Origin of the sequence: Parabacteroides sp. FAFU027 (genome assembly GCF_022808675.1) — a bacterium.
Classification (GTDB): Bacteria; Bacteroidota; Bacteroidia; order Bacteroidales; family UBA7332; genus CAXXIC01.
In genome coordinates this window covers 1-18,601 of sequence record NZ_JAKZKV010000004.1, presented here as the reverse complement: position 1 = coordinate 18,601, position 18,601 = coordinate 1, and the positions used below count along the sequence as shown (strand labels likewise).

The 18,601-nt window shown below is 41.2% G+C and carries 21 protein-coding genes, 4 tRNA genes and 1 rRNA gene; 12 read left to right on the top strand and 14 right to left on the bottom strand.

The window, feature by feature from the left end; translation table 11 throughout:
* Nucleotides 1-28 precede the first annotated feature (28 nt).
* The 4 genes from bamA to murI all read left to right on the top strand — a co-directional run bounded on the left by bamA (nucleotide 29) and on the right by murI (nucleotide 4,797).
* Nucleotides 29-2,623: an outer membrane protein assembly factor BamA gene (bamA, locus tag MLE17_RS07560; RefSeq protein ID WP_410795606.1), complete on the top strand. Its 2,595-nt coding sequence runs from the start codon at nucleotides 29-31 to the stop codon at nucleotides 2,621-2,623.
* A gap of 65 nt (nucleotides 2,624-2,688) precedes the next feature.
* Nucleotides 2,689-3,204, top strand: a complete 516-nt coding sequence (locus MLE17_RS07555; protein ID WP_243348150.1) for an OmpH family outer membrane protein — start codon at nucleotides 2,689-2,691, stop codon at nucleotides 3,202-3,204.
* Nucleotides 3,205-3,253: 49 nt separating this feature from the next.
* On the top strand, nucleotides 3,254-3,835 hold the full coding sequence (locus MLE17_RS07550; RefSeq protein WP_243348149.1) for an OmpH family outer membrane protein: 582 nt from the start codon (nucleotides 3,254-3,256) through the stop codon (nucleotides 3,833-3,835).
* Nucleotides 3,836-3,954: 119 nt separating this feature from the next.
* Complete coding sequence (gene murI / locus MLE17_RS07545; RefSeq protein ID WP_410795613.1) at nucleotides 3,955-4,797, top strand: glutamate racemase; 843 nt, start codon at nucleotides 3,955-3,957, stop codon at nucleotides 4,795-4,797.
* Nucleotides 4,798-4,872: 75 nt separating this feature from the next.
* On the opposite strand, the gene MLE17_RS07540 is transcribed toward murI, so the two are convergent.
* Nucleotides 4,873-4,944: transfer RNA gene (locus MLE17_RS07540), tRNA-Arg, on the bottom strand.
* Between the two features lie 54 nt (nucleotides 4,945-4,998).
* The gene (gene recO, locus MLE17_RS07535) at nucleotides 4,999-5,721 is read right to left on the bottom strand and encodes a DNA repair protein RecO (protein ID WP_243348147.1); all 723 of its coding nucleotides are present in this window, start codon (nucleotides 5,719-5,721) and stop codon (nucleotides 4,999-5,001) included.
* Nucleotides 5,722-6,137: 416 nt separating this feature from the next.
* Here recO and MLE17_RS07530 point away from each other — a divergent pair.
* The 3 genes from MLE17_RS07530 (at nucleotide 6,138) to MLE17_RS07520 (ending at nucleotide 6,636) form a co-directional block, all read left to right on the top strand.
* A tRNA-Glu gene (locus MLE17_RS07530) sits at nucleotides 6,138-6,209 on the top strand.
* A gap of 42 nt (nucleotides 6,210-6,251) precedes the next feature.
* Nucleotides 6,252-6,506 carry a 30S ribosomal protein S20 gene (gene rpsT / locus MLE17_RS07525; RefSeq protein WP_243348146.1) on the top strand — a complete coding sequence of 85 codons (255 nt, stop codon included), beginning with the start codon at nucleotides 6,252-6,254 and terminating at the stop codon, nucleotides 6,504-6,506.
* 55 nt (nucleotides 6,507-6,561) lie between these two features.
* Nucleotides 6,562-6,636 (top strand) — tRNA-Glu (locus MLE17_RS07520).
* A gap of 258 nt (nucleotides 6,637-6,894) precedes the next feature.
* Here MLE17_RS07520 and MLE17_RS07515 read toward each other — a convergent pair.
* The 4 genes from MLE17_RS07515 to MLE17_RS07500 form a co-directional block, all read right to left on the bottom strand.
* Nucleotides 6,895-6,982, bottom strand: a tRNA-Ser gene (locus MLE17_RS07515).
* A gap of 94 nt (nucleotides 6,983-7,076) precedes the next feature.
* Nucleotides 7,077-7,862, bottom strand: a complete 786-nt coding sequence (locus MLE17_RS07510) for a TatD family hydrolase (protein WP_243348145.1) — start codon at nucleotides 7,860-7,862, stop codon at nucleotides 7,077-7,079.
* 10 nt (nucleotides 7,863-7,872) lie between these two features.
* Entirely contained in the window at nucleotides 7,873-8,850 is a 978-nt protein-coding gene (locus MLE17_RS07505; protein WP_410795605.1) for a polyprenyl synthetase family protein, read from the bottom strand.
* 96 nt (nucleotides 8,851-8,946) lie between these two features.
* Nucleotides 8,947-9,783, bottom strand: a complete 837-nt coding sequence (locus tag MLE17_RS07500; protein WP_243348144.1) for an energy transducer TonB — start codon at nucleotides 9,781-9,783, stop codon at nucleotides 8,947-8,949.
* Nucleotides 9,784-10,068: 285 nt separating this feature from the next.
* On the opposite strand from MLE17_RS07500, the gene MLE17_RS07495 reads away from it, so the two are divergent.
* From MLE17_RS07495 to MLE17_RS07485, 3 genes are all read left to right on the top strand, one after another.
* On the top strand, nucleotides 10,069-10,986 hold the full coding sequence (locus tag MLE17_RS07495; RefSeq protein WP_243348143.1) for a putative 2-dehydropantoate 2-reductase: 918 nt from the start codon (nucleotides 10,069-10,071) through the stop codon (nucleotides 10,984-10,986).
* Nucleotides 10,987-11,131: 145 nt separating this feature from the next.
* Nucleotides 11,132-11,674 (top strand): NAD(P)H-dependent oxidoreductase, encoded by a 543-nt coding sequence (locus MLE17_RS07490; protein WP_243348142.1) that lies wholly within the window; start codon nucleotides 11,132-11,134, stop codon nucleotides 11,672-11,674.
* Between the two features lie 100 nt (nucleotides 11,675-11,774).
* Entirely contained in the window at nucleotides 11,775-12,326 is a 552-nt protein-coding gene (locus tag MLE17_RS07485) for a methyltransferase family protein (protein ID WP_243348141.1), read from the top strand.
* Here the strand turns inward: MLE17_RS07485 and MLE17_RS07480 are convergent.
* Nucleotides 12,316-12,636 carry a hypothetical protein gene (locus tag MLE17_RS07480; protein WP_243348140.1) on the bottom strand — a complete coding sequence of 107 codons (321 nt, stop codon included), beginning with the start codon at nucleotides 12,634-12,636 and terminating at the stop codon, nucleotides 12,316-12,318. The genes MLE17_RS07485 and MLE17_RS07480 overlap by 11 nt on opposite strands.
* A 164-nt stretch (nucleotides 12,637-12,800) precedes the next feature.
* Here MLE17_RS07480 and dusB point away from each other — a divergent pair, with 164 nt between their 5' ends.
* Nucleotides 12,801-13,790, top strand: a complete 990-nt coding sequence (dusB, locus tag MLE17_RS07475) for a tRNA dihydrouridine synthase DusB (protein WP_243348139.1) — start codon at nucleotides 12,801-12,803, stop codon at nucleotides 13,788-13,790.
* Between the two features lie 48 nt (nucleotides 13,791-13,838).
* Complete coding sequence (locus MLE17_RS07470) at nucleotides 13,839-14,579, top strand: GIN domain-containing protein (protein ID WP_243348138.1); 741 nt, start codon at nucleotides 13,839-13,841, stop codon at nucleotides 14,577-14,579.
* An 81-nt stretch (nucleotides 14,580-14,660) separates the two neighbouring features.
* Here the strand turns inward: MLE17_RS07470 and MLE17_RS07465 are convergent, their stop codons facing one another.
* From MLE17_RS07465 to rrf, 7 genes are all read right to left on the bottom strand, one after another.
* Entirely contained in the window at nucleotides 14,661-15,263 is a 603-nt protein-coding gene (locus tag MLE17_RS07465) for a riboflavin synthase (RefSeq protein ID WP_243348137.1), read from the bottom strand.
* A gap of 81 nt (nucleotides 15,264-15,344) precedes the next feature.
* Nucleotides 15,345-15,926 carry a Maf-like protein gene (locus MLE17_RS07460; RefSeq protein ID WP_243348409.1) on the bottom strand — a complete coding sequence of 194 codons (582 nt, stop codon included), beginning with the start codon at nucleotides 15,924-15,926 and terminating at the stop codon, nucleotides 15,345-15,347.
* 75 nt (nucleotides 15,927-16,001) lie between these two features.
* Nucleotides 16,002-16,523, bottom strand: coding sequence for a KdsC family phosphatase (locus tag MLE17_RS07455; protein WP_243348136.1), 522 nt, complete (start codon nucleotides 16,521-16,523; stop codon nucleotides 16,002-16,004).
* Nucleotides 16,520-17,299 carry a Rossmann-like and DUF2520 domain-containing protein gene (locus MLE17_RS07450; protein ID WP_243348135.1) on the bottom strand — a complete coding sequence of 260 codons (780 nt, stop codon included), beginning with the start codon at nucleotides 17,297-17,299 and terminating at the stop codon, nucleotides 16,520-16,522. Before MLE17_RS07450 ends, MLE17_RS07455 begins: the two co-directional genes overlap by 4 nt.
* Nucleotides 17,296-17,628 (bottom strand): hypothetical protein, encoded by a 333-nt coding sequence (locus tag MLE17_RS07445; RefSeq protein ID WP_243348134.1) that lies wholly within the window; start codon nucleotides 17,626-17,628, stop codon nucleotides 17,296-17,298. Before MLE17_RS07445 ends, MLE17_RS07450 begins: the two co-directional genes overlap by 4 nt.
* A 53-nt stretch (nucleotides 17,629-17,681) precedes the next feature.
* Nucleotides 17,682-18,221: a nitroreductase family protein gene (locus MLE17_RS07440; RefSeq protein WP_243348133.1), complete on the bottom strand. Its 540-nt coding sequence runs from the start codon at nucleotides 18,219-18,221 to the stop codon at nucleotides 17,682-17,684.
* A 128-nt stretch (nucleotides 18,222-18,349) separates the two neighbouring features.
* A 5S ribosomal RNA gene (gene rrf / locus MLE17_RS07435) occupies nucleotides 18,350-18,458 on the bottom strand.
* Nucleotides 18,459-18,601 lie beyond the last annotated feature (143 nt).

Below are 18,601 nucleotides of genomic sequence, written 5' to 3'. Positions count from 1 at the left end.
CGAGCTAACCGAAGAATATTCAATGCAAATGCTAAAGAAACTTATTTTCACGATTGCCTTTATTGCCGGATGCGCAATAGTTAATGCGCAACAAACAGCCACACAAGACACCATTGTTAATCCGGTTATTCAATACAACAATTCTCCTCAAAAATATGAGATTGCAGGTATTACCGTTTCAGGTGTAAAGAATTATGAAGACTACGTGATTATTGGCTTTTCAGGGCTAACAGTTGGTCAGCAGATTACTGTTCCGGGAGATGACATCACCAATGCAGTGAAACGTTTCTGGAAACATGGTCTTTTCTCCGATGTACAAATCAAGGCAACTAAAATCTACAAAAACAAGATTTGGCTTGATATAGCGCTCAAGCAGCGCCCCCGCATCTCCGAGATTAATTATATCGGAATGAAAAAGTCTGATAAAGACGATATAGAGTCAAAACTGGGTTTGGTTAAAGGTAACCAGATTACCCCAAACATCATTGACCGGGCAAAAAAAGTGATTCAAAAACATTACGAAGAAAAAGGATTCCGTAATGTGGATGTCAAAATTGAGCAGAAAGAGGACCTGAGTAAAGAAAATCAGGTACAGGTTTATATTGAAGTGGACCGTAAAATGAAGACCAAAGTTCAGAATATCTTCATTAACGGAAATCAGGCATTGACGGCAAACAGACTTCAACGCGTAATGAAAAAAACCAACGAAAAAGGGAAACTGCTTAACTTTTTCCGTCAAAAGAAATTCGTAGAAACAGACTTTGCAGCAGATAAAGAATTGATAATTAAGAAATACAACGAACTGGGATATCGAGACGCTGTTATTCTTAAAGACAGTATAGCTAAAGTCAATGAGCAATTGGTCAATGTTTACCTGACTCTTGACGAAGGTAAAAAATACTATATCCGCAGTATTAAATGGGTTGGAAATACCATTTACCCGTCATCTTACCTGGATCAGGTATTGAGGATGAAGAAGGGAGACGTATATAATCAGAAAATGCTTGACGACCGAACTCAGGCAGATGACGATGCTGTTGCTAATGAATACATGAATAACGGTTATCTGTTCTTTAATCTTGAACCGGTTGAAGCTAATGTTTCTAACGACTCCATTGACCTAGAAATGCGTATCACAGAAGGCAAACCCGCAACAATTAATAAAGTAGAAATCAAAGGTAACGACCGCTTGTATGAACATGTGATTCGCCGTGAGCTTCGTACTAAGCCAGGCCAGCTATTCAACAAATCAGATATCCAGCGTTCGGCTCGTGAAATTGCTCAAACCGGACACTTCAACCCTGAAAACATGGATATCCGCCCAACTCCGAATCAGGAAAACGGAACCGTGGATATTCTTTACGGTTTGGAATCAAAAGCAAATGATCAGGTTGAATTTTCTGCAGGATGGGGACAAACCGGTATTATCGGTAAATTAAGCCTGAAGTTCACGAACTTCTCTATGAGAAACTTCTTGCATCCGAGTACCTATAAGGGAATTATACCACAAGGAGATGGACAGACCCTAACTATCAGTGGACAGACCAATGCGAAGTATTATCAATCTTACAGTATCTCTTTCATGGAGCCCTGGTTTGGAGGAAAACGTCCCAACTCTTTATCTGTATCGGCATATTACAGTAAACAGACCGGAATGAGCAGCACCTATAATAACAGCTATTATAACAACTATTACAGCAATTATTATGGAAGCTCTTATGGCGGATACGGTAATAGCTATTATGACTATTCATCAATGATCGACCCCGAAAAATATATGCAAATGCTGGGGCTTTCTGTTGGGTTCGGCAAACGTTTGACCTGGCCTGATGACTATTTCTCATTCCAGTCAGAGCTATCTTTGCAACGTTATATGATGAAAAACTGGAATTATTTCCTTGTAACTAATGGTAACAGCAACAATTTCAGCCTGAATCTGACTTTAAGCAGAAGTTCGATTGATAATCCGACATTTACCCGTTACGGATCAACATTCACGTTATCAGCTCAAATTACTCCACCCTACTCATTGTTTGACGGAAAAGATTATTCTCAAATCACGAACAATGCGGAGAAATACAAATGGGTAGAATATCATAAATGGAAATTCAAATCACGTACATTTATGCCTATTACCAATAAATTCATCTTAGCTACCCGTGCGGATTATGGATTTGTTGGTTACTATAATAAAGATAAGAAATCGCCATTTGAAACCTTCTATATGGGAGGTGATGGTATGACCGGATATACTGGTATGTATGCAACCGAAACCGTTGCTTTGCGAGGATATCAAAATGGCTCCTTATCAAACGCAGGTTATGGATATGCCTATTCACGACTTGGTCTTGAGATGCGTTATCCATTCATTTTACAACCATCTTCGACCATTTATGGATTGACATTCCTCGAAGCCGGCAACTCCTGGGTTGATATTAAAGATTTCAATCCGTTTACCTTAAAACGTTCTGCTGGTGTTGGTGTACGTATCATGCTTCCGATGATTGGACTTTTAGGAATTGACTGGGCATACGGATTTGATAAAGTAGCGTCGTCAACCGGAGCATTGACCCGACAATATAGTGGTAGCAACTTCCACTTCATTATCGGTCAGGAATTCTAAAGTCAGATGTATTTTACATTCTCAAAATAGTCAAATAAGTTATTAACCTTTAATACAAAAGCATTATGAGAAAGATGATTATCGCAGCTGTTTTGTTTGTTGCTGCAACATGTTCGGGTATGGCTCAAAAGTTTGCACTTATTGATACAGAGTATATTTTGAAAAATATCCCATCATACGAAATGGCTTCAGAGCAACTGAATAAAGTATCCGCTAAGTGGCAGGCTGAGGTAGATGCCTCATCGAAACAAGCCAAAGAGATGTATAAGAAATACCAATCTGAAATGGTATTTCTGTCAGATGAGATGAAAACTAAGCGAGAAGAAGAAATCGTGAAGAAAGAAAAGGAAGTAGTCGAATTACAACGCAAATATTTTGGACAGGATGGTGAGCTTTTCAAAAAACGGGAAAGCCTTATCAAACCCATCCAGGACGATATTTACAATGCTGTCAAAGCCATTTCTGAAGAAAAAGGTTATATGTTGGTTTTGGATAAATCCTCTGCTAATAACTTCATATTTGCCAATCCCAAAATAGATATTAGTAATGAAGTGTTGGCTAAGCTCGGTTATTCAAAATAAATTTCTACATTTGCGCATCTAAATCAAACATTTATAAACCATTATTTTTATGCTTAGAAAAATCGCATTATCACTACTATTAATTTGTTCAGTAGGTTTATTTGCTCAGGATCTTAAATTCGGGCATGTTAGTATTCAGGATTTAGCATCTTCAATGCCTGAAATGATTGACGGAAGAAAGAAGCTTGACGATACATCAAAACAATACGAAAAAGAGCTTGCCCAAATGTATTCCGATTTGAACAAAAAGTACACTGAGTTTACAAGCGCAAAAGACTCTTTGCCAGAAAGCATCAAAAACCGTAGAATTGAGGAATTGCAAGGACTGGAACAACGTTTCAACAACTTCAAACAACAAAGCAGTGAAGAGATTCAGAAACAACAGTCTGAACTCGAAAGATCAGTTATGGAAATGATCGTAAAAGCAGTGAAAGCTGTAGGAGACGAAAACGGATATGTATATATCATGGATAAAAACTCAGCTCTTTACATATCTTCAACTAAAAGCATTGACGTTACAGAATTGGTAAAGGCAAAACTTAAAGCTATGCCAAAACCAGCTGCTACAACTGCTAAACCTGGAGTTACAACTCCAAAACCGGCTGCTCCAGCTGCAAAACCAAGAAGATAATCAGGTTTTAAAATACGAAAAAAGAAAAGGATGATTTATATCATCCTTTTCTTTTTTCAACCTACTTGATATAGAGCATTTACCTAAATCTGGTTCTAACATTATCTCTAAATCGTAAAATTATGACTAAGCTGCCCTCTCAACCCGGCCCAATTGGCGTATTTGATTCAGGATATGGCGGGTTGACCATACTCCAACATTTCCGGGAAATATTGCCCCAGTACGATTATATATATCTGGGAGATAATGCAAGGACCCCTTATGGGCCACGTTCATTTGAGGTCGTATATGAGTTTACCCTGCAGGCGGTAAATAAGTTATTTGAAATGGGGTGTCATTTGGTCATTCTGGCCTGTAACACAGCATCAGCTAAAGCTCTCCGAAACATTCAACAAAAGAATCTGCCACATATAGACCCTAATCGTCGTGTTTTGGGGATCATTCGCCCTACTGTCGAAATTGTCAATGAAATTACAAAAACCAAGCACGTAGGTGTCTTAGGAACCGCCGGAACCATTCAGTCCCAGACGTATAATATTGAAATTGCAAAGCTTTATCCTGACATTGTAACCGTTGGTGAAGCTTGTCCGATGTGGGTTCCATTGGTAGAGAATTCGGAATATAACCAACCGGGAGCTGACTATTTTGTAAAAAAGTATGTGGATAATATTCTCTGCAAGGACCCACAGATTGATACTCTTATTTTAGGTTGTACCCATTATCCTCTTTTAGCGCCTAAAATCAAACAGTTTTTACCGGAAGGAGTCAGATTGTTATCTCAGGGACAATATGTTGTCAAAAGCCTTCAGGATTATCTGCAACGCCATCCTGAGATGGATGAAAAATGCACCAAACAGGGCCGTTGTAGTTTCTACACGACAGAGTCTGAAGCTAAATTTGCGATTGCTGCATCCGTCTTCCTGAAGGAGAAAGTAGATGTTCATCGAATTACTTTGGAATAACACTACAATTTCCCCCAATAAAAAAGCCTTGTAATCTGATGATCAATCAGATGACTACAAGGCTTTTCTTATTTGTACCCTCGCCGGGAATCGAACCCGAATCTAAAGTTTAGGAAACTTTCGTTCTATCCATTGAACTACAAGGGCAAAATCGACAGCAAAATTAATATAATTCGGATATTAAGCAAACTCAGAATTTGTTCAGAAGAGCATTTTAAGTACTTCAAATGACTTTATTTCCGGAAAACCAGTCAGATGGAGTCGGTAATACTCAAAAAGAATAGAGATAATCTGTTGTCGTTCTTCTCGAGAAAGCGGATATTCATGTAGATTATCAAAGGTTAATTGAAGAATATCGTGCAAGACTTTTGATTCTTTAGCTTTCAAATAATGATTGTGGAATGGAGTTTTATCAGTATAAATCCCATTAATCAAATCAAAATAGGTATTATCAGCATAGTGGTCAATATTCGGGTAAAATCCTAAATACGCAGACAGTTTAAACAGAAATACCAGATGAAAATTCGCGACACTCTTTTCTGATAAATCAAGAATCTGAATCGCATGTTCAATAAAATGAAATAGATTCAGGCTCTGCTCATGCTCATGCACCGCCTTATAAATAAATTCGGCTAAAAATTGAGCCAGGGATAGTTTAATGGGATGATATGGGATCTGGTTAAGGGGTGTATCTATTTGTGCTTCTTTAATCCGATGGATATCTTTTTTTATTTGAAAATCGATTTCCAGATTCAATATCGATAGCGGCTGAAACATGTTAGATTTAATAACTGTTTTTTTGCTTCTGCTCACAGGCAGAAAACAAGACAGTTTCCCTCTTTTTTCAGTCAACAGATATACAATAGACAAGTTGTCCTTATAAGGTAGTGAATACAAAACAATGCTTCTGGTTTTCTCTATCATAATCTTTACACACAAAAGTCAGCAAAAGTAACATTTTCCTGCCCTTCATTTCAAAAACAAGTTCCCTTTATTATACAAATAGGAATACAACGGATTAAAATAGACCATTTATCTCATTCAATAATTATTGCAATACGTATGAAAATTCAAGTCCAGTCTAATTACCGCTGAACCTTAATGATATTTCTTCAGAAATTATCATTTTAATCACCATCACATAATAAGCAATAATACACCCTGAATATAAATGAATTACATAAAACCAGAGCTGATATTCGAGTTAGGTGGCTCAAAAAAACAAGCAGAAAGATGATTTTTTCATCAGAACATTTTGTCAATTCAAATATCTGTTCTATCTTTGCACTCGCAAACGGGAAACATGGTTGCTGAATAAAAAGAAAGCACCTACCTAAGAAGGCCCATTCGTCTATCGGTTAGGACGCAAGATTTTCATTCTTGAAAGAGGAGTTCGATTCTCCTATGGGCTACAATAAAAATAAAAACTAACGAATTTAAGGAGATTAGTCGAGATGGCAAATCATAAATCATCAGAAAAAAGAATCAGACAAACCCGCGTAAGAAGATTGCGTAACAGATATTACGCAAAAACAGCGAGAAATGCAGTGAAAAAATTGCGCTCAACTACAAATAAAGAAGAAGCAATTGCATTGTATCGTAGCGTAAGTGGTTTGTTGGATAAATTGGCTAAGAAAAATACTATCCACAAAAACAAAGCTAACAACTTAAAATCTAAGTTGGCTGTTTACGTGAACAAATTAGCTTAATCGGCGCATAGTATAGCTGAGCCTCAAAATAGTATTGAGCAATACAATTATAGAGGGCCCATTCGTCTATCGGTTAGGACGCAAGATTTTCATTCTTGAAAGAGGAGTTCGATTCTCCTATGGGCTACCAAAAGACTCCGGATGAAATCCGGAGTCTTTTGTCATATATACAAAGACAAAATCTATAAATTTCCTCAAAGTCTATTCTCTTTGATCCATATATAGATCTGTATAGCCCACCACATTCACACTTGCATTCATGTCTTTTTCTGGTTTAACTCTCGGTTTAACCTTGGAGTCAAATCAGAGTTAAGCCAGCGCAAAAAAACTACACAATAAGACACAAAAAAAAGGCAGTCGCATTTTACTGTAACTGCCTTGTAATCAGCGGAGAGGAAGAGATTCGAACTCTCGAAACCCTTTAGGGGTTTACACGCTTTCCAGGCGTGCCTCTTCAACCACTCGAGCACCTCTCCTAATTGATGTTTTCCTTTCGGTGAAACGTGACGCAAAAGTAATCTTTTTTTTCGAGCTGGAAAGGGCTGGATGTGATTTTTCCCAAAAAAGGTACTACATTTCCGGAAATGCTGTGGGAAAAAGCTGTTTTGCATTTTGGGTGGTAGTGTTTGCCACCTCTTTTACATCGCAATCATAAATTTCAGCCAGTTTACCTGCGATAATCCTTAAGTAGGAGGGATGATTTCGTTTTCCACGATGAGGGGCCGGAGTCAGATAGGGAGCATCGGTTTCCAATACTAGGCGGTTCAATGGTACGTTTTTAAGTATATCTTTCAAATTCGAATTCTTAAACGTCACAATTCCATTTATCCCCAGAAAGAAGTTTTCCAGATTAAGTATTTCCTTAGCCTCCTCTTCTGTCCCACAGAAACTGTGAAACACACCTGTCAAACCGTTAGTTCCAACTTCTTGTAATGCGGCCATTGTCTCACGATGTGAATTTCTGACATGAATCACAACCGGGAGTTGCATCTCTTTAGCCCATTCTATCTGAGTTTGAAATACTATTTTTTGTTTGTCGGCAAACTCACTGCTCCAATAGAGGTCAATTCCGATTTCGCCAATACCACAATATTTACGATTATCCAGTTCTTCTTTGATCCGATTTAATTGGGTCTGGTAGTTATTATCAACACTGGTCGGATGAAGACCCATCAGAGGAATGCAATAGCCCGGATATTTTGATTCCAGATCAAGCATCGGCTGAATGGACTCCAGATCAACGTTAGGCATGAAAATACGGGAAATGCTATGTTCACGGGCATTGGCTATGACCTGCTCTATATCATCGAGATAATCTTCCTGGTAAATATGGGAATGCGTATCAATTAAATTCATTAGATCCTGATTAAGATTCGCGATACATTAATTTATCCGCCAAAGAAAGCAGTTCAGCTTTACGTTCGGAAGTCACATTTAACCCGTTTAATGCAGCAATTGATTGCTGGTAATATTCGTTGATTTTTTCTTCGCAAAGCGCCTTTATTCCTACTTCATTGTAAAGAGCTGTAATGGCTGCCACTTTTTCTTCACGGTCAAAATCCGTCTTATTTAACCAAGCTTCAAACTGTCCTTTTTGTTGTGGATTGGCCAATTCGAGAGACTTTATCAGCATAAAAGTCTTTTTGTTGCAGGTGATGTCTCCGCCAATGGCTTTGCCGAATTTCGCAGGGTCTCCATATACATCAAGTAAATCGTCTTTGAGCTGGAAGGCCAGACCGATTTTCTCTCCAAACTCATACAACAAGTCCGCATCTTTATCCGACGCACCTCCGATAATGGCTCCAGTCTTAAGGGCGCAAGCCAGTAAAACAGCCGTTTTCAGGCGAATCATCTCCAGATATTCGTCAACCGTAACATCATCACGGTTTTCAAAATCCATATCGTATTGCTGGCCCTCGCAAATCTCAAGCGCTGTCTGAGAAAATAGATTGATGACTTCCGCCAAATGAGCCGATGGGCATTGAGCCACCCATTGGTAGGCTATGATTTGCATGGCATCACCGGATAAGATTGCCGTATTGGGAGACCAGACTTTATGAACCGTTGGCTTTCCACGACGAATATCTGCCTTATCCATCACGTCATCGTGAAGCAATGTGAAGTTATGGAAGATTTCTATGCCAATGGCAGGCTGCATGGCTTGCTGTGGAGTATCACTATACAGATTGCATGCCATAAGGGCCAAAATCGGACGCACCCGTTTGCCTCCTAATGAAAGGGCATACTGTGCCGGCTGATAAAGTCCGGCCGGTTGTTTATCAAAGTTGATGTTATCTATTTCGCTATTAACAAGCATAAGTAGTTGGTCGAAATTATAAAGCATTGTCTGTAAGATTGATTTGAATTCAGGTGCAAAAATAAGAGAAGCTAACTGAATAGCCTCTCTTATTGGGTTAAACTATCTCGAAATCACTCGATTTTAGTTTTGAAGTTTGAAATTGACCGGCAAAGTATATCTCACCTTTACGGGCTTTCCTCTTTGTTTGCCGGGCTTCCACGGCGGCATATTGTTAATGACGCGTAACGCTTCGGCATCGAGTGACGCATCAACACCTCTGATTACTTTTGCATTTGTGACCCGGCCATCACTATTAACGACAAACTCACAAATAACCCTGCCCTGAACTCCATTTTCCAAAGCTGAGACAGGATACCGGATGTTGTTGTTCAGATACTTTTGTAATTCCTCGGTACCTCCCGGAAATTCGGGCATTTGCTCGACTACAATAAATGCCTCTTGCGCTTCTTCCGTAATCTGACTTGACGAAGCTTCTGCCTCTTCGGTGCTTTTGGGGATCGGAGCGTTAATATCTTCAGAGCCTTTATAAGTAACAACACCTACTGCGGCTTTTGAGCTAATTACTTCCTGTTGGGTGGCAAACTCTTCCTTTTCGTTAACCTCTTCATCAGGTTTAATGACAGGAGGAACAAATTTGATAGAAGAACGCATCTGTACGGCAGCCGGAGGTGGGGATGTTATGGCTCTGGGTACATCAGCACTCTTTTTAGGTTTATCCAGTTTAATCATAGATAACTCCCGGATAGATTCATCCGAAATCTTTTTCTTAGGAGTTATATATTTCAGGAAAACAGGAGTACAAATGCCTAACAAGAATAATGTTACAGCAATTGCAAAAGCTTTCAGAAGACGTTTTGCACTGCTTTTGCGGAGGTCAGGTGCGCCGTAAGCCTGATTCTTTCCTTCAAAGACCATGTCCACCCACTCTTCACTGTTGATATTTATTTTGGGTGCCATAATTATTTCTCCTTAGTTTAAGATTAAACAATCCGGAAATCAGAAATTCGTAAAAATAGTACAGACTTTAAATCTCTTGAAAACAGTATTTTGAATCGAAAGACTCGTAAGGTCGAGCAATGAAGCTTCGATATACATTATAACAATTAAGAGGCGTGTTTATTTCTTTAAGAGGCTGCATTTTTGCAAACGGAGCAAAGATTCTTCGCTCCTGATTTGAACGTGTTTGCGTGACACAAACCACATTTTGGAATTATCTTTGTGTCCGGATAAATTTGAATGATTATGAATCTGAAATATGCAGTTATAGGAACCGGTGCTATCGGTGGATTTTACGGTGGAATGCTGGCCAAATCTGGCAAAGAGGTGCACTTCCTGTTCAATACCGATTATGCGCATGTAAAACAGCACGGCCTGAAAGTGGATTCCGTGACCGGAGACTTTCATTTGTCAAACGTATTGGCTTATAACAATACTACAGACATGACACCTTGTGACGTTATCCTCGTCGGGCTGAAGACCACGAATAACCACCTGTTGAAAACTTTGCTACCCCCACTGATTAAGCCTGATACGCTCGTGATTCTGATTCAGAACGGGCTTGGGGTAGAAGAGGATTTAGCTAAAGATTTTCCCAATTTGAACATTGCCGGGGGGCTTGGATTTATCTGTTCCAATAAAATCGGGCCGGGGCATATCGCTCATCTTGATTTCGGCAAACTGACCGTTGGGGCTTATCAAAACAATAATCCCGAAGTACTCCGACAGGTGTGTGATGATCTTGATCAGGCTGGTGTGCCAGCTGACATTGCTCCTGATCTGAATGTTGCTCGTTGGAAAAAGCTTGTTTGGAACATACCATTTAATGGCATGACTGTAGTGCTCAATACCACAACCGATAAGCTGGTGCAAAATGCCGATAGTCAGGCCTTGATTTATGACCTGATGCTCGAAGTGATACAGGGCGCTAACCACTGCGGTGCAGAAGTCAGCGAAGGCTTTGCCAAAAAGATGATTGAAATGACCCTTTCCATGACTCCTTATGCACCGAGTATGAAGCTCGATTATGACCACCACCGGGAATTGGAAACCGGATATATCTATTCCCGTCCGATTCAGGCGGCATTAGCAGCCGGATATGATATGCGCAAAGTAAAAATGCTGGAACAACAACTGAAGTTTATCCAACAAACCTATTTGTAAATTTTATTGGCCTCTCCATCGGAGAGGTTTTTTTATTTCCGAAAAGTACCACCGCTTTTCTGATAAGTGTTACCAATACAACCTGTATAATTCCCAACTTTGCAATATCAAATTAAACGATAAACAATTCAAATACATAGGAATTATGAAAAAGACTTTGGTAATCTCAGCTCACCCGAATATCGGACAATCGACAGCAAACGCATATATTCTCGACCAACTGAATGAATCAACTTCGACAACCGTTCGCCATCTGGATTCCATTTATCCCGATTATCAGATTGACGTAGCTGCTGAACAGCAACTGCTGCAAGAATCGGATGTGGTAGTATTCCAGTTCCCGCTATTCTGGTACAGCGTGCCTCCAATGCTGAAAAAGTGGTTCGATGATGTTTTCACTTATGGATTTGCATACGGGGAAAACGGCGACAAACTTAAAGGAAAAAAGGTCTTGCTTTCCGTCACCACCGGTGGGCCGGAAGAGGCTTATTCATCAACGGGATATAATCAAATTAGCGTAAAAGAGGTACTGGTTCCGCTTATCCAGACCTTTAAGCTGACTCAGATGGAGTTTGTTGATCTCAATGTATCTTACGCTATGGTTGCCATGCAGCACGGTGAAGAGGCAGTATTAACCAAAGCGAAAGATCATGTACAAAAATTGGCCGACCAACTGGCTGCCTTATAACATCAAGAGATAGCGTGAGTGTAATTGTGTGTGTTATTAGTGAAAAATGAAGGGAACTACTCTCTTCATTTTTTGTTTTATACCCAAACTGTAGATTGGGATGGCACATAATCTTATTATTTTCGGTGGAATGAGTGTGTTGATAATCGCGGCTTCGTGGCACACACTTTTTCATTTACGGAGTCATGGTTTTTATCGTTTCTTTGCCTGGGAGTGTATGGCGTGGCTTTTGGCCGTGAATTACCGGTATTGGTTTGTAGAGCCCTACAGCTTTGGGCAAATTGTTTCGTGGATATTGCTTTTCGTCTCCATCTATCCCGTTACAGCCGGATTGCTATTATTCAGAAAAATGGGGAAAGCCGGCCATGCGCGTCACGATGAACCGCTCTACGATTTTGAAAAAACGACCGAACTGATTCAGACCGGCATATATAAATATATCCGCCATCCGATGTATTGCTCGCTTATCATACTCAACTGGGGAATCTACTTCAAACATGCCAGCCTGCTTCTACTCCCTTTTGCTTTGTGCGCAACACTGTTTTTGTATCTGACGGCAATAATGGATGAAAAGGAATGCATCACCTATTTTGGAGAATCTTACCGCGAATATATGAAACGGACGAAACGGTTTATTCCGTTTATCTGGTGAGCCCCTTGCGAATACTTCTTTGATTAATGGAAGAAAATGCGATTTTGATGAAAGCCATTGCGCTAGTGACGAATGTCATTGCGGTATCGTTGTTGGCCATTGCGCGACCGTAGATCTCTATTGCGCTATCATTGTTGACCACTGCGCTACTTGAGATCGTCATTGCGCGGGTGATGAAAGCCATTGCGTGACCTGCGATCATCATTGCGTGACTGAAGATGGTCATTGCGCGATCTGCGGAGATCAATGCTGGAGTGACAAATGCCATTGTGTCAGGTGCGAATACCACTGCGAGACCGATCAATGCCATTGTGTCAGTGTCTATGATCATTGTGCAATCGAAGGTGGTCACTGTGCGACTGACGAAAGCCATTGTTTGACCAATGGAAGTGACTATGCGACAATGCTCGCTCTTTGGTAGTCTCCTCCGAGTGGAGTATCTTTGTATTCAATAAAAATAGCATTTGCATAAATATGAAAATAGGAAATATCGACCTGGGCGAACGCCCCGTTTTTTTGGCACCGATGGAAGATGTGACTGACCCGTCATTCCGCCTGATGTGCAAAAAGTTTGGCGCCGATATGGTTTATACGGAGTTTGTGTCAGCCGATGCACTCATCCGCAGTGTCAATAAGACCCGGCTAAAACTCGAAATCTGTGATGAAGAACGTCCCGTAGCCATCCAGATTTACGGCCGTGATGTGGAAACGATGGTGGAAGCCGCCAAAATCTGTGAAGAGGCGAAACCGGATATCCTCGACATCAACTTTGGCTGCCCGGTGAAACGTGTGGCCGGTAAAGGTGCCGGTTCGGGTATGTTGCGCAATGTACCACTTATGCTCGAAATCACCCGCGAGGTAGCTAAAGCCGTAAATATTCCCGTAACGGTAAAAACCCGTTTGGGCTGGGATAACGATTCTAAAATCATCGTCGAGCTGGCCGAACAGTTGCAGGATTGTGGCATTGCAGCTCTTACTATCCACGGCCGTACCCGCAGCCAGATGTACACCGGCGAGGCTGACTGGACGCTAATCGGAGAGGTAAAAAACAATCCCCACATGCACATTCCCATCATCGGGAACGGTGACATTGTGACTCCCGAAGCTGCCAAGAGCATGTTTGACCTGCACGAGGTGGATGCGGTGATGATTGGCCGCGGCTCAATCGGTCGTCCCTGGATTTTCAAAGAGGTAAAACATTACCTACAAACGGGGGAACACATGCCTCCAATCTCTTTTGCCGAAAAGATGGAGATTATGCGTCAACAAGTAAACCAAAGCGTGGAGCGCCTGGACGAACGCCGCGGAATATTGCACATCCGCCGCCACCTGGCTGCCACTCCGATATTCAAAGGAATACCGAACTTTAAAGAAACCCGCATCGCAATGCTGCGCGCCGAACATGTTTCCGATTTATTCCATATCTTTGACGAAATCGTTGAGAAATACGGCTGCGAATACTAAATCCAGAACGCTCATCGTTAAATTAACACTAACTAAAACGACATTACAATGAAACGTTTCAATCTATTCCTTGCGGCATTTCTGTTGTTAGCCATTGGCGCAAATGCCCAGATAGGCAAAAAAGTAATCGGTGATAATCACTACATCCAGAAGATTAAAAAGGTGAGCGACTTCAAAAAACTGATTGTTAATCACGTAAAAGCCAATGTGATTTATTCAACCAACCGTGACTCTGCCGGATATGTCCGTATCTACGGAGAAGAAAATGTGGTGAATTTGCTCGATATTACTTCCGACGAAAAGAAGGAGTCTTTGGCCATTAAATACATCAATATGGCGAATGTCGAGAACGGATTACTGCTGATTTATGTCTTTAGCCCTGAAATCAGTCTGGTGGATATTACCGGAGGCGTAATCGTGGAAAGTAAGGACAAGATTACCTCGCAGGAATTGAAACTTGCGGTTTCGGGAAGCGGCCAGATTAAAATGACCAACCTGGATTGCAACAAGCTTACCGTAAGTCTGCTAACCGGTTCTGGTGATGTTTTGGTCAAAGGCAAAACGGTTGAAGCCAAATATAGCGTAGTTGGTGGTGGAGAAATCCGTGCTGATGAGCTGTTTGCTTCCAATGCAGGTTGCAGCCTTAAAGGAAACGGAAACATCGGCTGTAACGTTGATAAATTACTCAAGGCTTCTATTTGGGGTGTCGGCAACATCTACTATAAAGGAAATGCCGAAGTCAAATCCTCTATTATCGGCTCAGGAAATGTAAAGAAGCTGGATAAATAAGACCTTCTTTGATAAAAAAGTAAAGCGGTCAAAATCAACATTACGTTGGCTTTGACCGCTTTCTTTATCTACAAGATAGCATTATGCAAATTTCATCATCCGGCTCAGGTATTTACCGATAATATCGAATTCCAGATTTACTACAGAACCTTCCTTGATTTGGTGGAAGTTCGTATGTTCGTAAGTAAATGGAATAATGGCTACCTGAAAGCTGTTGTCAGCCGGATTACAAACGGTCAGACTCACGCCATTCACCGTCACCGAACCTTTATCTACCGTCATATAGCCTTTTTTAGCCATCTCTTTGTCAAAAGCATACTCGAAAGTAAAATACCAGCTACCATTAGCCTCTTCTACTTTTTTGCAAACAGCGGTCTGGTCCACATGCCCTTGCACGATATGACCATCCAGACGGCCGTTCATCATCATACTGCGCTCCAGGTTTACCTTGTCGCCCACCTTCAGCAATCCGAGGTTGGTACGTTCAAGGGTTTCCTTGATAGCGGTAACGGTGTAAGTGTCTTCGGTCAGACTTACCACAGTCAGGCAAACACCGTTGTGTGCGACACTTTGGTCGATTTTCAGCTCGTTCACGAATGAACATTGCATGGTAAGGTGCAGATTGTCCTGGTCATTCTGCAAGGCAACTACGGTTGCCGCTTCTTCTACGATTCCTGAAAACATGTATCTAAAGTTTTAAGTTATACGTTTTACTTATACGTCTGGGATTCATCTATCCCTCAATCAATCATCCCCTCATTCCTATTAGAAACCCTTCAGCGCCTCATACAGCCGCTGAATCGGAAGTCCCACTACATTAAAATAAGAACCTTTCAATTCTTGTACACCCACGTAACCAATCCATTCCTGAATTCCGTAAGCACCGGCTTTATCTAACGGGCGGTATTTCTCCACATAATAGCGGATTTCCTCCTCGTCGAGCTCTGCAAAGCGGACGCTGGAAGTAACGTGAAAAGCGTTCTGCTTGTTCTTAGAGGTCAAACAGACACCGGTGATAACCTCATGCGTTTTACCTGAAAGTGCTTTGAGCATTCTCACGGCATCTTCCTCGTCGATTGGTTTGCCAAAGACTTCACCATCAAGCCATACAATGGTATCAGCTGTAATCAGTAAGGTATTTTTCTCCAGATGTGATTCGTATGCCGCTGCTTTCTGACGGGCAATAAAGGTCGGTATTTCACTATGAACCAACTCTGCCGGATAGGATTCATCCACATCAGGAAGCGCTACCACTTCATAACCGATATCCAGTCCGCTTAACAACTCCCTACGTCGCGGTGAATTTGAGGCTAACAGAATATTGTATTTTGATAGATTGTCGAATATTTTCATTGAATGGGAGTAAACGAGAAAACAGGGTTTTCCAATTGTAAATAATAAATGTTTAAATGGTCAATAGAATTACCACCCAAATGCTTCGTCACTCATCCACTTACCTTGCGCTTTTAGCACCTGCTCGATGACATCGCGGCCACAACCGTTGCCGCCTTTAATCTGAGATATGTATTTCGAAACCGCTTTAATTTCCGGCGCAGCATCTGACGGACAACATGGCAATCCTACTAGTCTCATCACCGGGTAATCAGGAATGTCGTCTCCCATGTAAAGAATTTCCTCCATTTGCAAATCTGTCTTGGCAATGAAATCATTGAAGTCATCAATCTTATGCGAAGAGGCCATATAGATATGTTTTACCCCCAGATTCTCAAAACGCATCTTTACCGAATTGGTCTTTCCACCGGTAATTATTCCGATTATCAGACCGCGTTTCACCGCCAGTTGCATGGCAAATCCATCTTTGATATTGACCATACGCATCGGCTCTCCATTCGGGTGAAGCGGCACCGTATCTGAAGAAAGAACGCCGTCTACATCAAACAACAGGGCTTTTATCTTTTTCAGGTCGTAATTGATACTACTCATAAATCTTTATTCCGTTTTTTTGCCGTTTCGTGAATACTCTCACTCAACAGACTATATATCGTTTTTAGCCTCTCATCCTCTAACATTTCAAGATGACGGCCAATGACTTGCTTATCGAAACGAACTGCCGGTCCGGTTTGTGCGTCCCTGGGATGCAACGTATTGATTTTAACTGCCGTTTCATTAATCAGAGGAATCAATTGGTCAAAATGCAACCCTTTTTCCTCCAACAAAGTTGCAGCAATGGCATACATGTGATTAGTAAAATTGCAGGCAAAAACAGCAGCAACATGCAATGCCTTCCGTTGTTCGGAAGAGGCTTCTATCACTTGCGAAGAAAGGCGTGCAGCCAGTTTTTTCAAATGTTCGAGATGCTGAGGCTGATTAGCTTCTATATAAATGGGAATGGTTGAAAAATCAACCTCCTTTTGTTTACTAAAGGTCTGGAGCGGATAAAATACGCCAAAATTCTCAGTATGCAGACTGAAAATCTCCATTGGAACACTTCCCGCAGTATGCACCCAAAGCGCCTCGTTTTTATGCATTTGACGCAGTAGTTCAGGGAGGGCATCGTCTTTTACAGAGAAAACATAAAGGTCTGCATCATTGACAATATCACTAATCTTACAGGTAAACGTTGCACCCACTTTTTCAGCTAATGCTTGAGCAGACTGCTCTGTGCGACTATAAACCTGAGCAATCGTACATCCTTTTTCATGAAGAGCGATCCCCAAACGTGTGGCCAGATTCCCGGCCCCAATTAATACAATTCTCATTTACGTAAGACTCCTATGATTAAGATTGAACCAAATACAATCAGACTAAGCGGCATTAGGTATGCTTCCCAATTTCCCATATAGTGCAGAATAAGCCCCATACGGAGAAGAATACCCAATACAAGAAGTATAATCCCGAGCGTCTTATCTGTTTTAACTATAAGAAATGACAGTGCGGCTATCAAGATAATACTACGCCAGTCAATCAATTCCTGCCAGAATGCAGATTGAACCGGTGCAATCCGCATTCGGGTAAGCAGATGAATGATACCTAATGCAAATATCGTAATACCGGCAGCCAGTTTATTTTCGTCCTTCTTAATTGCCATATACCTTAATAATTGAATTCGACTCTCAATTGCCGTATTTCAGGAGACTTAATTTATTCGTCAACTCGCCATTTACCGATATGGATTTTCTCCCACATCAACTTCTCTTCATCAAACGGTTTGCGGAATTCAGCTTTGTGGCCAATGGCAATGATAGAAAGTACCCCTAATTGCTGCGGCAATTCAAGCAGTTCTTTTACATATTCTTCTGAGTCAATTCCGTATTCAGTTTCACGGCACCGTACCTGCACCCAGCAACTGCCTAATCCAAGGTCTTCAGCCTGAAGTTGAATCAGAATAGATGCGATGGAAGCATCCTCTATCCACACATCACTTTTTAAGGGGTCTGCTGCCACAACAATAGCAAGAGCTGCATTTTCAATCAAAGCAGCACCATGCTTCTTACAACCGGCAAGCTTTTTAAGCATCTCTTTATCTTCCACTACAATAAATTCCCACGGATTGCGGCTTTTAGATGCAGGAGACAATAACGCCGCTTTCAACAATAGCTCCACTTGCTCCGGCTTAAGAAGTTCTTCGGTATATTTTCTCGTACTTCTGCGTCTTTTCAACAGTTCATTCAATTCACTCATAATTGTCTTATTTTATGGGTACAAAGATAACTGAAAAAAAAGGCATAGCCTAATGACGAGATATTGTGCAACATAATGGATAGCCATAAATGACAAAACCCTCACCAGTTTCCTGATGAGGGTTTCTTAAAAGGCGGCTACCTACTCTCCCACTTGCGCAGTACCATCGGCGTGATCGGGCTTAACTTCTCTGTTCGGAATGGGAAGAGGTGGAACCCCGATGCTATAACCACCTAAATTTCTTTATTTATCATTATAACATATCGTCAAGTAAAGCAGTTCTTGAAGAACCATCCAGCCATCTGGGACCAAGAAAGTTTCGGGTAATTAGTATTGCTCGGCTTTGATGTTACCACCTTTACACCTGCAACCTATCAACG